Here is a 13,501-nt window from a genome sequence, read left to right on the forward strand (position 1 = left end):
TTGCCCATTTCTTCGAAATGCAGAACCGGTTGCCGCTTTTGCTTAAATAGTCTCTAGAGCAGGCCCTTTGCAGTCAAAGTCACACGCGTCGCCGCGTTGAGGTCGAACGTGTTGAATTCGCCGGGGCGCACCCAGGCGTAATCTCCGAACTCGTCATTGATGGCGATGTCCCGATTGGTCGAGCGGCAATCGAAGATGAGGTAGATCATGTAGATCTCCTCCGTCGAGCCATCCGGATAGGTCTTGGTCCTGACATCGTCGCGAAAGGTCCATGGCGTGATTTCGGCAATCTTCAGCCCCTCACCCAGTTCCTCGCGAATTTCACGCCGGAGCGCCTCCTCGATCTTTTCTCCGACCTCCATGCCGCCGCCTGAAAGCGCCCACTGGCCGGGAAATACGCCCCGGTCCGAAGGCATCTTGCAGAGCAGATAGGCGCCATCGTTTTCGATCAACGGGCAGACGATAATCCGTTGCCTCATAAGGCCGTCCTCTCTTTTAAAATGCGGCTCAGACGACGACCGCTTCGGGCGAATATCCTGCCTCGCGAATTGCTTCCTCCGCCGTATCCTTGTCACCCTCTACCGTAACCCTGCGGGAGGGGAGGTCGACGGTGACGGCAGCGCCGGGAAGCGCTTCGGCCAGAGCTGTCCGAACGGTCTTTTCGCAATGGCCGCAGGTCATGTCGGATACGGTAAAAACGGCGATCATCTCAAAAACTCCATGGCTTGTTATGATGGTTATGCGTGATGGCTAAGGGTTCTGACTATGCGACGTTTTCGCCAGCCAAATCATCGAGGATCGGGCAATCCGGCCGATGGTCGCCGCCGCAGCAATGGCTAAGATGTTTCAGGGTTTTCACCATGCTTTGCATTTCGGCGATGCGACGCTCAAGGTCGTTGATATGGGTGGTGGCGACTTCCTTGACGGCAGCGCTCGTGCGGCTCTTGTCCTGCCAGAGTTTCAGCAGAGTCTCGGTTTCTTCCAGCGAAAAACCGAGCGACCGCGCCCGCTTGATGAAGCGCAGCACATGCACTTCTTCCGGGCCGTAAAGCCGGTAATTGCTTTCGGTGCGACCCTTGGGCGCAATCAGGCCGATCTGCTCGTAATAACGGATCATCTTTGCCGATACGCCGGATGCGCTCGAAGCTTCGCCGATATTCATACCGTATCCTCCACCTTAAAGGTTTTCAGCCGCAGCGCATTGCCGAGCACGAAGACGCTCGACAGCGCCATGGCGCCGGCACCGATCATCGGCGACAGCGTGAGACCGAAGGCTGAATAAAGCGCGCCGGCGGCAACCGGGATCAGCGCCACGTTGTAACCGAAAGCCCAGAACAGGTTCTGGCGGATGTTTTTCATCGTCGCACGGCTGACGGCAATCGCCGAGACGACGCCGGTGAGTTCACCGCCGACCAGCACCACATCGGCGCTTTCGATCGCCACATCCGTACCGGTGCCGATGGCAATGCCGATATCGGCCTCGGCCAATGCGGGGGCATCGTTGATGCCGTCACCGACAAAGGCGAGTTTGCGGCCGTCGGCGCGCAGGTTGTGGATCGCCTGAACCTTGCCCTCCGGCAGGACTTCGGCGACGACCTTTTCGATGCCGACCTGTCGGGCGATGGCGTCGGCCGTGCGACGGTTGTCGCCGGTGACCATGACGACCTCGATGCCCATCGATTGCAAGGCGCTGATGGCCTTGACGCTTGACAGTTTCAGCGGGTCGGCGACGGCGATGATGGCGGCGAGTTTTCCATCGATAGCGGCATAAAGCGGCGTCTTGCCCTCGTCACCAAGACGTTTTGCATCGTCGGCAAAGGTCCCGACCGAAGCGCCGAGTTTTTGCATGTAACGGTCGGCGCCGACGGCGACCTCCCTGCCCCCCACAAGCGCGCGGATGCCGAAACCGGTGACAGACGTGAAGTCTTCTACACCTGCAGCTTCAAGCCCTCTCGCCTTGGCGGCCTTGACGATGGCATCGGCAATCGGGTGCTCGGAGCGGGCCTCGACGGCGGCGACCAGCGCGAGAATTTCGGCTTCGTCGAACCCTTCGGCGACAATGAAATCGGTGAGTTCCGGCCGGCCTCTGGTGATGGTGCCGGTCTTGTCGACGACGACGGTCGATACATTCTGCAGACCTTGCAGCGCATCGCCCTTACGAAACAGCACGCCAAGCTCGGCGGCGCGGCCGCCGCCGACGACGATCGAAACCGGCACGGCGAGCCCCATGGCGCAGGGGCAGGCAATGATGAGCACGGCGACCGCCGCGATCAGGGCATGGGTGATCTTCGGGTCCGGGCCGACGATGTACCAGACGGCGAATGTGACGATGGCAAGTGCTATGACCGCAGGCACGAACCAGGCGGTCACCCGGTCGACCAGTGCCTGGATCGGCAGTTTGGCGCCCTGCGCCTGCTCGACCATGCGGATGATGCTGGCGAGCATCGTGTCGCGGCCGACCTTTTCGGCTTTGAAGCGCAGCGTGCCTGTGGTGTTGACCGTGCCGCCGATGACGGTGGCGCCGGCAGATTTCGACACCGGGATCGGTTCGCCGGAAATCATCGATTCATCGATATTGGACTGGCCGTCGAGCACGGTGCCGTCGACGGGGATACGTTCGCCCGGACGGAGGACGACGATATCGCCGGGAACGACCTCTGCCGTCGCGATATCGATCTCGTGTCCGTCGCGTTCGACGCGGGCGGTTTTTGCCTGCAGATGGCCAAGCTTTTCGATGGCCGCACCGGTGCGGCCGGTGGCGCGGGCTTCCATCAGCCGGCCGAAGAGGATGAGCGTGACGATGACGGTGGCGGCTTCGTAATAGACGTAGCGGGCAGCCTCGGGTAGCAGGTCGGGCGCGAATGTGGTGACCAGCGAATAGCCGTAAGCGGCAGCCACGCCGACGGCGACCAACGAGTTCATTTCAGGATGGCCACGGAAAAGCGCGGGCAGACCCTTTTTGAAGAAGCGCAGGCCGGGCCAGAAGATCACTGCGGTCGCCAGCACGAAATACAGATAGTAGAGATTCTGCGTGTCGATGACGCCCATCAGCCAGTGGTGGAACGGCTCATAGGCATGGCCGGTCATTTCAAGCACGAAAAGCGGCAGGGTGAGGATGAAGGCGATCGCCAGCTCGCGCTTCAGGGCCGCCTCTTCGCCGTGGTGCATGTGAGCGTGGTCGTGGGCGGTCTGAGACGTGTGATGGTGGTGAGCGTGGTCTGCGGCGTTGCCCCTCATCCGGCTGCCGCCACCTTCTCCCCATTCTAACGGGGAGAAGGGATATGCCGCACCGTCTTCATCCACCGCGCCCCTGCTTGGCCCACGTCCCCTCTCCCCGTTCACCGGGAGAGGGTTAGGGTGAGGGGCAGCCTCCGGCGGATCGGTTGTCAGCACCCTTCCCGCCTCGCGCAGCGCATGCGCCATCGCGCCGGCCGGCACCTCATAGCCAAGCTTGTGGATCGCCTTTTCCAGCGCCTGCGGATCGAACCCCTCGCCCGTCTCGACAGTGAGTTTCTTCGTGGCGAAATTGACGGCGCTCGTCTTGACGCCCGGCAGTTTGGCAGCGCCGGTCTCGACCCGGCGCACGCAGGAGGCGCAGGTCATGCCCTCGACGGGAATGGTCAGCGGCTCGGTGTTGCCGGAAGTGTTGTGTCCAACGTGCTGGTTCATGAGATGCGATCCTTTCGCATCCGCATGTAAGGCTTCCCATGATGGGAAGGTCAAGGACATGAGGAAATAATTCCGCAGCGGCGAAAACGCACAGGGAGGATCAGGCCTAACGTCCGCCTGGCCCCATGCCCGGCGCATTCAGGCCGGAGAGAAGCAGAACGAGTTCGGCCTGCCGTGTCGTGCCGGTTTTCTGCATGATGCGCTTCAGGTGCGAGCGCGCCGTTTCCAGCGAGATGTTGAGCGAAGCGGCGACCATTTCCGGCGTATGCGCCATGGCGATGCCGCGCGCTACCTTGGCTTCCGCCGGCGTCAGATCGAAGAGACCGCAGAGAACCCGCATATCCGGCGGGCCCACCTGCCCGACCTGGGTAACGGCGAGCACGGCCATGGAGCGGGAGAAGATGTCGCGTGCGGCGCGGCGGATCGGCAGAAGATGGAGGATCAGCGGCGGCAGTTCATCGCGCGAAAGAATGGGCACCGACTGCACGGTCGGTACGGCCTGCGCCTTGTAGCGTTCGATCGCTTCGTCCAGCAGCGCGCGGGCGCCCGCTCCTTCGAGGATCAGCCGGTCGCCGGCACCGGTGCGAATCCGCGGCGCAAGCGCTTCCAGTTCCTCGTTCATCAGGATCGCCTGACCACCATCGCCGATCACGGCTGCGGGAAGGCCGAGCATCGAGAGCGTATCGGTCATCGACCGCGCCTCGGTAAAGGCAAGCCGCGACGACATATAGGCGGCCCGCGCCAGATCCGGCTTCAGCGCATTCAGCCTGGCGATATCCTCATGCGAGAAGTTGTCGAGGTGCCTGGCCTTGAGCAGGGCAATGATGATCGTATGCCCTGTCGGTTCCTGAAAACCGTAACCGGCCTCCCACTGCATGCCGGCCGGCTGGATGAATTCCTTGAGAATGACGTCCTGTTCCAGCTCTTCCGGCGTCAGGAAGTCGATATCGCGACAGAAGGAGAACGGAAACTTCTCCATCGCCTTCTGCGGCCGGATGTTCTTGAAACGGAGTTCGCTTTTTGCAAATTGCTCATAGACACCGGCGATATTGGGTGTGGCAACGTAACGGTGGGTGCCCTCGGCATCGAAGGTGAAGATCGCAGCGGTGGTGGAACCTGCCTCAACCGCCAACTGCTCGCAAGTCTGCGTCCACAACTCGGGAACGAGTGCGGCCTCGTAAAGGCGATCTGCCAAAGTGCTTTGAGCATACATCAGGTGAAATCACGCTTTTCGACAGTTGCAACGATACATATCGATGCATCATTAGACAATATATGCGTCAAACAACATAGAAGAACGCCAGTTTAGTCGTCGAAAAAGCTTCGTACGGTATCGTACACCCGCAACGGAAACCTGTGCTTTATCTCGATTTAACGCTCAGCCTCCGCGCTCGCCACCCACATGCAGCGGCCAGCTGACGACATAGTCTTCGAAGTCGTCGACATCGACCTCCGTCTCGCTGACGGTGCGGCCGCGTGCCGAAATGCCTGCCTGATGCACTGTCTCGGGATCGCCGGAAACGAGCGGATGCCACCAGTAAAGATCCACACCTTCGCGCACGAGGCGATATCCGCAGGTCGGCGGCAGCCAGTGGATCTCGCGCACTTCCTGCGGCGTCAGCTGGATGCAGTCGGGCACGGTCTTCTGCCTGTTGGGATAGTCGCTGCATCGACAGCTCGTCCCGTCCAGAAGCCGACAGGCAACGGAGGTGAAGACCACGTCGCCCGTGTCCCAGTCCTCCAGCTTGTTGAGACAACAGAGGCCACAGCCGTCGCACAGGCTTTCCCATTCGCCCTGACTCATCTCGTCGAGGGACTTCAGTTTCCAGAAAGGTACGTCGTTCATCATCACTTTTGCGGCAGGAAGAAACAAATCGTGCGGGCCGCCCTTTGCGTGTTGCGATTTTGCAATCGCGCGTCAACCAATTGTCAGCTAATGCTGATTAACCGTGGCCGGCTTATGCTCTTGATCGTTGTCAGGGGCTACGTCAAGCCAAACGCAAAAGCTAAAATAACGGCATTGCGGACGGGAGGATAGATTGCAGGACGAACCCAGAGATCCAGAGGGACGGCCGCGCAAGGCGCGCCATATCCTGCTGCGTATCGACAGCTGGATCGATTCGACCGTCTGGAACCTCGGCTTCAAGCTCACCGAAATCTGGGAAGAGATCACCATTTTCTTCCGCCGTTTTCGCGTGCGCGGCTGGAAAAAGCTCGCCTTCGAAGCCGCCGGTGAAGCGATGACGCTCGGCACGGCCGGTTCCGTTGTGCTGCTGGCACTCGCCCTTCCCGCTTTCGAAGAAACCAAGGAAGACTGGAGAAACCGCGGCGATTTCGCCGTCACCTTCCTCGACCGTTACGGCAATGTCGTCGGCCATCGCGGCATCATCCATGAGGATTCCGTGCCGATCGACGAGCTGCCGGATCACCTGATCAAGGCGGTCCTGGCGACGGAGGACCGGCGTTTCTTCGATCATTACGGCATCGACTTCATCGGATTGGGCCGGGCGCTTTCCGAAAACGCCAAGGCGGGCGGCGTGGTGCAGGGCGGCTCGACGCTGACCCAGCAGCTGGCGAAAAACCTGTTCCTGACCAACGAGCGTTCGCTCGAGCGCAAGATCAAGGAAGCCTTTCTGGCGGTCTGGCTGGAAGCCAACCTGTCGAAGAAGGAAATCCTCTCGCTCTATCTCGACCGCGCCTATATGGGCGGCGGCACATTCGGTGCGGCGGCGGCTTCGCAATTCTATTTCGGCAAGAACATTACCGATGTCAGCCTGGCGGAAAGCGCCATGCTGGCCGGCCTGTTCAAGGCGCCGGCGAAATATGCCCCTCACGTCAACCTGCCGGCGGCCCGCGCCCGCGCCAACGACGTTCTTTCCAATCTGGTGCAGAGCGGCATGATGTCGGAGGGTCAGGTAATCGGCGCAAGGCGCAACCCGGCAACCGCGATCGACCGCGCCGACGTGAAGGCGCCCGACTATTTCCTCGATTGGGCTTTCGACGAAGTGCAGCGGCTGGCGAAGGACGGCAAGATCAGAGAGCATTCCGTCGTGGTGCGCACCACGGTCGACATGGGCCTGCAGCAGGCGGCAGATGCTGCGATGGAATCGAGCCTGCGTGAATTCGGCGAGGGCTACAAGGTCAAGCAGGGTGCGATGGCGATGATCGAGAACGGCGGTGCCGTTCGCGCCATGGTCGGCGGCCGGGACTATGGCGAAAGCCAGTTCAACCGTGCCAGCAAGGCGCTGCGCCAGCCGGGTTCGTCGTTCAAGCTGTTTACCTATTCGGCCGCGATGGAACACGGCATGACACCGGAGACGACGATTTCCGATGCGCCGATCACCTGGCGCGGCTGGTCGCCGCAGAATTACGGCCGATCCTACAAGGGCAAGGTGACGCTGCTCACCGCCATGTCGCAATCCTTGAACACTGTGCCGGTACGGCTGGCGAAGGATGTGCTCGGCACGAAGGTGATCGTCGACACCGCCAAGGCATTCGGCGTCGAGACACCGCTGCGCATGGACAAGACGATCCCGCTCGGTACGTCGGAAGTGACCGTGCTCGACCAGGCAACAGCCTATGCGGTGATGCCGGCCGGCGGCATGCAATCACGCCGCCACGGGATCGAGCAGGTTCTGGGTTACGGCGGCGAGGTTCTCTACGATTTCAACCGCGATGAAGCACCTGCTACCCGCGTTTTGTCTGAAAAGGCGACGTCGTCGATGAACCGCATCCTGACACAGATCCCGGTGATCGGCACGGCAAAGCGCGCAGCGCTTGACGGCGGCATCGTCACCGGCGGCAAGACCGGCACCTCGCAAAGCTATCGCGACGCCTGGTTCATCGGCTTTACCGGCAACTATACGACAGCCGTCTGGTTCGGTAACGATGACTTCACCTCGATGAACAACATGACCGGCGGCGCACTGCCGGCGATGACGTTCAAGAAGCTGATGGACTATGCGCATCAGGGCGTCGAACTGCGCCCCATTCCCGGCATCGAAAACCCTCTTCCCACCGGCAACCATAAAAAGGGCGATGCGGTGGCGAAGGCACAGCAAGAGGATCCGGCACTGGTGGCATTGCAACGGCCACGATCTCTGTCAGGCGAATCGACGCGCGTGCTGAAGCAGTTGGCGCTGACGTTGAAGGCAGCTCCGCCGCTGGTGGCCGGCGTGGAAAAGGTTGCCGAAGCGACAAGAGCGGCGGCCGGCCGGCGTCAGGGTTCGAACGACGACTTGCGCAAGGGCACGGCGGTGATAAGCCCGGTCGTGACGAATTCGGTGCCATGATTGTTCGGCGGTACATCAGGCCGCCCGCGGTTCAATCCTGTCGAGTTCGTCTCCCAGCTCGCGACGACGCTGCATGAGGTCGTAATCGGCCTGCAAACCGAGAAAAAAGCCTTCCGAAAGCCCGAAATAGCGGGCAAGCCTTAAATCCGTATCGGCCGAGACCGAACGCTTTCCGAGAACGATTTCATTGATGCGTCTCGGGGGAACAACGATGGATCGTGCAAGCTCGTTCTGACTGAGTGCCATTGGCTTAAGGAACTCCTCAAGCAGAATTTCGCCGGGATGCGGGTTGGGCAGCCACTCGGTTTCAGTCGTGGTAATCGACGATTTCAACATCGGCAGGCCCTCCTTCGGTCCAGACAAAACAGATACGCTTCTGATCGTTGATGCGGATTGAGAAACGGCCGGCAAGATCGCCCTTCAACGCTTCCAAACGGTTTCCGGGCGGCACACGCAGATCACCCAATTCACGTGCCTGATTGAGTAGACGCAGCTTTCTCAGCGCAACAGCCTGAATATCCGGTGGCAGTTTGCGGCTCCTGAGACCCCACCAGATCCGTTCCGTTTCTCGATCCGCAAAATCCCTGATCATGGCTGCTACTATAACGCACTGCGTTATAGATAACAATGTATGGATCGGGCCGATGGTTCCTTCATAATGGAATCAATGCTAATCCTCGCTGCACCGTCTTGCCGAGGACCAAAGCAGCCCGTGTTTCGTGTTCCCTTTCTCGTTGCCATCGCGCTTGTCATTGCCTTCGGGGGCGGGATCTGGTCGACCCGGCTGGCGCTCGATGCCACGATCGGGTTCGGCGCGATCAAGCTCGGTTCATGGGAAGCCTTTCCGGAAGCGCAGACGGCGGATGCAGATCCTTATGCCAAGTCTCACCGCGCCAATGCCGGCAAGCTTCTTTATGCGCGGGCGGAGGGATTGAGCTTCACGGCCGCTACCGACGACAGCGGCGCAAGGCTTTCGGGAAACTGTGCCTACCAGCTCGCCGGCCAGACACCGACTGCGCGGTACTGGACGCTGTTTGCCACCGGACCGGACGGGCGTCCTCCGGCAGCCGACGCGGATCTGCCCTCCTCGCTCAATTCCCGCATGGTGGTACGTCTGCCGGACGGTTCGCTCGACATCACGCTGGCATCGCGGGCGCGGGCCGGAAACTGGCTGGCCATTCCGGCGCAGGGCCAGTTTCGCCTGACGCTGACCCTGCTCGATACGCCGGCGGCGGGCAGTTCAGGCCTGATCGACCTTGCCATGCCGGCGATCCGCAGGATCGGGTGCGGCAATGTCTAGGTTTTCCAGGCTCCCCTCCCTCCGGCGCGATTTTCTATGGCTGAAAATCCTGTTTGCGATCGTCACCGGGCTTGTGGGTGCAGCCCTCCTGCACCTGATCATCGTCTTTTCGCTGCCGCAGTTTTCCCAACGGGACGCCTATACGCGCATCATTGCGGAAGGTGAGAGCCAGCGTTTCTACCGGCTTGGCGAGCAGCCGGACCGCGCCGGGCTTTCAAAGGAAGACCCGATGATGGAGATGTCCGTCTGCTCCTTCGACATCAGCGAAGCACCGGTCCGGCTGACGGCACCGAATGGTGGCGTGCCGTTCTGGTCGCTCGGGGTGTTCGACGCCTCGTCGGACGAGATCTTCTCGATCAACGACCGCACCTCCGCGGATCATGTGCTGGATGTGGTGGTCGGCACGCCGGCGCAGCTTGCCGCGCTTCGCAAGAGCCTGCCGCGGGGATTTTCCCAGACCGTGCTGGTCGAAACACAGCAGACGGAAGGTTATGCCGTGCTCAGAAGTTTCGTGACGCATAGAAGCGTCGCTCCGGTCGTGTCGAAATTTCTCGATCAGGCGACCTGCGCTCCGTTTCAGTGGCGCACCAGAGTTCAGTTCTAAAGCGCATCGCGATCCTTCGGATTCGCTTTACACGCTTTAAGCCTTTATTTTATCGCATGTCTTCTGCGCAAAACCGCTGCACGTTTTTGCGCGACATGCTTTGGGTTTTCTGCGTCACTTCAGCTCGATACGGACGGCGTGATTTTCGGCCTTGCGGTCCATCCGATCGTCGAAACGCTCGTAACGGACGCCGGTGAACATCACGATCTCGCCCGCCAGAGCAAGGTTCGAGGCTGCAGTCGGCACGGAGACCTTTCGGCCTTTCCGATCCCGCCAGACATTCATTACCACTATCTCTGCCATGCTCGTCTCCATTCAAGGGATCGAGACGGATGAAGACGGTTCGATTTCACCCTGCCCTTTCGGGCCGACGCACCCATGAAGATCCCGGATGGGGCTCACGGACATCCGCGTCTCTCTCGTCAAAGCGTCATTTCGCCCAACGCTGCGACATCTCCTGCCGGTTCCGCCTGAGCCGACAGAGGCAGCGACAATCAAAGTCTACTGCTCTTTCCGGCCTCATGGCCGGTCATGACTGAAATTCAGCCATAACGCGGTTAACAAGACCTTAACGCTAAAGTAGCGCCCGCTGGAAATGCATTCTGATGAACCGATCAACAACGCAGTGTTGCAGATTTGGTTCAGTGCGATCACGGTTGAATGCGAAATTCTCGAAGTGCAGGATTGTGACGGCAATCAAGGAGGTCATTCCTCGCCACTTTTGCCAATCGCGACAACAGCGTATCCGCTGTGGACGAACTGTGCCGAAACGGGCCGTCTTCACCAGACATTAACCCTATTGAGCCTAGCATCTCCGTTATCTTAAGCGAGCAATGAGGCTGGCGGAAACGCCAATCGACACTGCCCGCCCACCGGGAGTTTCCAAGGTAAGGTAGATGACGTGTCGGCTGCCTCGCGGCGGCCAAACGCATTTGTCGGCACCTCTGTTTGTATTGCGTTTCAAAGAGTTTGCCCGTGACGAGTGAGTTTCGAGATCTTGAGAGACCGCAGGCGCTGCGCAGGAAGGACGTCGTGCTGATGGCTACGGTGACGAGCTTCGAGGAGCTCTCCCATCCGACACGTTCGGAGCTGCGGCAGTTCGCCGAACTCTTCATGCCGATCTTTTCGGCTTCGTCCGACGATGCGCGCCGGCAGGCGGTCGCAGCACTGTCGCAGTCTCCCAATATCCCTCCGTCCGTCGCCTTTTTTCTCGGCAGCCAGCCGATCGCGGTTGCGGCTCCATTTCTGGTGACCTCGACCTGCCTCACGGATGAGGCACTGATTACCATCGCCCGCTGCCAGGGCGCGGATCATGCACGCGCGATCGTGCGCCGCGCGGCCCTCTCCCCCACCGTCATCGATGCGCTCGTGGGGCTGCGTCCCGAAACGGTACGGCAATCCAGAAGTGCCGTTGCGGCAACGGAGGCCGGTTCGACGATCGCCGGGACGTCGAATATCGAAACACCGGTGATCGATACCGATCGGCTGGCGCGGGAAGAAGATCTGCGCCGCCGGATCAAGCTGCTTGCGGGCCATGTGGAGCGGGCAGACGATGATCGTCTCGGGTTGCGCAGCCTTTCGGAGATACAGGAAGCATTGCTGGTGCGGTTTGCCCGCAACCGGGAGGTCACGCTTCTCGTCACTGCCCTTTCGGACATCCTGACCACCAGCCGCTGGCTCGCCGAGCGTGTTCTGCTTGATCTTTCGGGTCGTCAGCTCGCCACCGTGTTGAAAAGCCTCGGCATGTCATCCTCCGATGCTACCTATATTCTCACCCGGCTCTACGGCCATCTGGCACAAGCCGCAGACGGCATGTCGCAGGCTGAAAGCCTGTGGCTGTCGCTGAACGAGGACGAGTGCCATGCGCGGGTGGAAGCCTGGCGCAGGGCCGACCGTTACACCTACGGCGCGGATCAGGCAGGTTCCAGCATGCAGGCCGGTGCGGCCGAAGATGCCGAGAATGCAGGGGCTTTCACCGAGGACCGGCCATTGCGGACCTCGGCCACCGTGCGCCGCAGCGCTTCCGGCTTCAGGATCCGCTAACGCTCAGATATCCGGTTTCACGACCGGAAAAAGATCGCCCAATTCGTCGATTTCCAGCTCCACCAACCACAGGTCGGAATCGAAGCGCAACTCCCTGTCGAGAGCCTCGCGCACAATGTCCGGTTCGACACGCGCGAGCCGTGTCTCGAACTTGCGGCTACCGTCATCCTCATCGGAAAAGAAGTTCTGCGGCGCCGGCGCATAAAGGCTTTCCAGCCCGTCGCGAAACCGTTGGCGGATAAAGATCGCCCCGGCGGCCTCCGCTCCCTTGTGCTCAACGGCCGCAAAACCGCCAAGGCCGAAGACGCGGCGGATGAGAGCGGAAACATAGATATCGGAACGGAGGCGCATGGGGCTTGCATAGGACGGTTTGCGGGCGGGTGCAAATGCGCCGTCACTTGCCAGTGCGGACGGGTTCGCGGCCTGGCAGTCGAGGATCATTTGCGGTCGCATTTTACCGTTACGTAACTCCTGCCCCTGGCCGAGAGCGTCTACCTTTCAACGATGGATGATGTTGGAAGGCGCGACAATGTCGATATGCAAATTTCGGATGGCTCTCAGTGCAGTACTTCTACTGTCGGTCGGTAGCTATCCGGCATCGGGCGACGCTGTTATCGGCGGGACAATGCCCGTCACCGTAGAAAACTTTTCGCGGGCCGAAACGGACGTGACAATGGCGGCCTATGCCAAGGAAGACGCGTTCGGCAAGTTCATGCATGCACGAAAGCCTGCATCGATCGACGATCAAAAAATCGTTCGCATGAACCGCGACACTCTCTACTCTATCGGAGTGTTCGACCTCGATGCCGGTCCGGTGACGCTAAGCCTTCCCGATGCCGGCAAACGCTACATGATGGCTCAGGTCATCGACGAAGATCACTACACCCACGACATCGCTTATGCGCCGGAGACCAAGTCCTATTCAAAGGAGACGATCGGCACTCGTTATCTGGTGATCATCATCCGTACGCTCGTCGATCCGCAGAGCGAAACAGACATCAGGGACGTCCATGAGCTACAGGACAAGACGAAGGCCGAGCAAGCTTCTTCCGGCAAGTTCGAGGTTCCGAACTGGGATCAATCCTCGCAAGCCAAAGTGAGGGATGCGCTGAAGGTGCTGGGCTCAACCCTGCAGAACTCGGAGCGTATGTTCGGCTCGAAGGAGGAGACAGACCCGGTGCGCCACCTGATCGGCGCGGCAGTCGGTTGGGGCGGGAATCCAAGCTCGGCCGCGATCTATCTAACCTCCAAACCCAAGGATGAGAGCGGAAAAGCAATAGAGAGGATTATCGTGAAGGACGTGCCGATAGACGGGTTTTGGTCGATCAGCGTCTATAACGGCAAAGGCTATTTCGAAAAGAATGATCTCAACGCCTATTCGATCAACAATCTGACCGCAAAGCCATCGAACGACGGGAGCATTGTCGTCCAGTTCGGAGGCTGTAATGCCACCACGATCAACTGCATACCGATCATGGAGGACTGGAACTACACGGTGCGCTTATACCGCCCGCGCCCGGAACTGAGCGAGGGAAAGTGGAAATTCCCAGAGCCTGAACTGGTCAAATGATCGCAATGTGCAGTTGCCCTTAA

15 protein-coding genes are annotated in these 13,501 nt (G+C 60.2%); 5 read left to right on the top strand and 10 right to left on the bottom strand.

The window, feature by feature from the left end; translation table 11 throughout:
- Window positions 1–53: 53 nt before the first annotated feature.
- From nudI to FHP24_RS05455, 6 genes are all read right to left on the bottom strand, one after another.
- On the bottom strand, window positions 54–479 hold the full coding sequence (gene nudI, locus FHP24_RS05430; protein WP_139673926.1) for a nucleoside triphosphatase NudI: 426 nt from the start codon (window positions 477–479) through the stop codon (window positions 54–56).
- 28 nt (window positions 480–507) lie between these two features.
- Complete coding sequence (locus FHP24_RS05435) at window positions 508–708, bottom strand: heavy-metal-associated domain-containing protein (RefSeq protein WP_139673929.1); 201 nt, start codon at window positions 706–708, stop codon at window positions 508–510.
- A gap of 55 nt (window positions 709–763) precedes the next feature.
- Window positions 764–1,162 (bottom strand): Cu(I)-responsive transcriptional regulator, encoded by a 399-nt coding sequence (cueR, locus tag FHP24_RS05440; protein ID WP_139673932.1) that lies wholly within the window; start codon window positions 1,160–1,162, stop codon window positions 764–766.
- On the bottom strand, window positions 1,159–3,669 hold the full coding sequence (locus FHP24_RS05445; protein WP_139673935.1) for a heavy metal translocating P-type ATPase: 2,511 nt from the start codon (window positions 3,667–3,669) through the stop codon (window positions 1,159–1,161). The genes cueR and FHP24_RS05445 overlap by 4 nt, the downstream gene beginning before the upstream one ends.
- Window positions 3,670–3,775: 106 nt before the next feature.
- A complete protein-coding gene (locus FHP24_RS05450) occupies window positions 3,776–4,882 on the bottom strand; it encodes a helix-turn-helix transcriptional regulator (RefSeq protein ID WP_139673937.1) in 1,107 nt (368 codons plus the stop codon).
- A gap of 165 nt (window positions 4,883–5,047) precedes the next feature.
- On the bottom strand, window positions 5,048–5,515 hold the full coding sequence (locus tag FHP24_RS05455) for a YcgN family cysteine cluster protein (protein WP_139676144.1): 468 nt from the start codon (window positions 5,513–5,515) through the stop codon (window positions 5,048–5,050).
- Window positions 5,516–5,708: 193 nt separating this feature from the next.
- On the opposite strand from FHP24_RS05455, the gene FHP24_RS05460 reads away from it, so the two are divergent.
- The gene (locus FHP24_RS05460) at window positions 5,709–7,961 is read left to right on the top strand and encodes a transglycosylase domain-containing protein (protein WP_139673940.1); all 2,253 of its coding nucleotides are present in this window, start codon (window positions 5,709–5,711) and stop codon (window positions 7,959–7,961) included.
- 15 nt (window positions 7,962–7,976) lie between these two features.
- Here FHP24_RS05460 and FHP24_RS05465 read toward each other — a convergent pair whose 3' ends face one another.
- Window positions 7,977–8,297, bottom strand: coding sequence for a HigA family addiction module antitoxin (locus FHP24_RS05465; protein ID WP_139673944.1), 321 nt, complete (start codon window positions 8,295–8,297; stop codon window positions 7,977–7,979).
- Window positions 8,269–8,553 (bottom strand): type II toxin-antitoxin system RelE/ParE family toxin, encoded by a 285-nt coding sequence (locus FHP24_RS05470; RefSeq protein ID WP_139673947.1) that lies wholly within the window; start codon window positions 8,551–8,553, stop codon window positions 8,269–8,271. Before FHP24_RS05470 ends, FHP24_RS05465 begins: the two co-directional genes overlap by 29 nt.
- 120 nt (window positions 8,554–8,673) lie before the next feature.
- On the opposite strand from FHP24_RS05470, the gene FHP24_RS05475 reads away from it, so the two are divergent.
- Together FHP24_RS05475 and FHP24_RS05480 are read left to right on the top strand one after the other, a co-directional pair.
- Window positions 8,674–9,261 carry a DUF1214 domain-containing protein gene (locus FHP24_RS05475; protein WP_139673950.1) on the top strand — a complete coding sequence of 196 codons (588 nt, stop codon included), beginning with the start codon at window positions 8,674–8,676 and terminating at the stop codon, window positions 9,259–9,261.
- Window positions 9,254–9,865, top strand: coding sequence for a DUF1254 domain-containing protein (locus FHP24_RS05480; protein ID WP_139673953.1), 612 nt, complete (start codon window positions 9,254–9,256; stop codon window positions 9,863–9,865). Before FHP24_RS05475 ends, FHP24_RS05480 begins: the two co-directional genes overlap by 8 nt.
- A 114-nt stretch (window positions 9,866–9,979) precedes the next feature.
- Here FHP24_RS05480 and FHP24_RS05485 read toward each other — a convergent pair whose 3' ends face one another.
- A complete protein-coding gene (locus tag FHP24_RS05485) occupies window positions 9,980–10,168 on the bottom strand; it encodes a hypothetical protein (RefSeq protein ID WP_139673956.1) in 189 nt (62 codons plus the stop codon).
- Window positions 10,169–10,840: 672 nt separating this feature from the next.
- On the opposite strand from FHP24_RS05485, the gene FHP24_RS05490 reads away from it, so the two are divergent.
- On the top strand, window positions 10,841–11,908 hold the full coding sequence (locus FHP24_RS05490; protein WP_246091609.1) for a DUF2336 domain-containing protein: 1,068 nt from the start codon (window positions 10,841–10,843) through the stop codon (window positions 11,906–11,908).
- A gap of 3 nt (window positions 11,909–11,911) precedes the next feature.
- On the opposite strand, the gene FHP24_RS05495 is transcribed toward FHP24_RS05490, so the two are convergent.
- Window positions 11,912–12,259: a DUF1491 family protein gene (locus FHP24_RS05495; RefSeq protein WP_139676146.1), complete on the bottom strand. Its 348-nt coding sequence runs from the start codon at window positions 12,257–12,259 to the stop codon at window positions 11,912–11,914.
- Between the two features lie 199 nt (window positions 12,260–12,458).
- On the opposite strand from FHP24_RS05495, the gene FHP24_RS05500 reads away from it, so the two are divergent.
- The gene (locus FHP24_RS05500) at window positions 12,459–13,478 is read left to right on the top strand and encodes a DUF1254 domain-containing protein (protein ID WP_139673958.1); all 1,020 of its coding nucleotides are present in this window, start codon (window positions 12,459–12,461) and stop codon (window positions 13,476–13,478) included.
- Window positions 13,479–13,501 lie beyond the last annotated feature (23 nt).

It is taken from the genome of Aliirhizobium smilacinae, from assembly GCF_006335145.1.
Taxonomy (GTDB): Bacteria; Pseudomonadota; Alphaproteobacteria; order Rhizobiales; family Rhizobiaceae; genus Neorhizobium; species Neorhizobium smilacinae.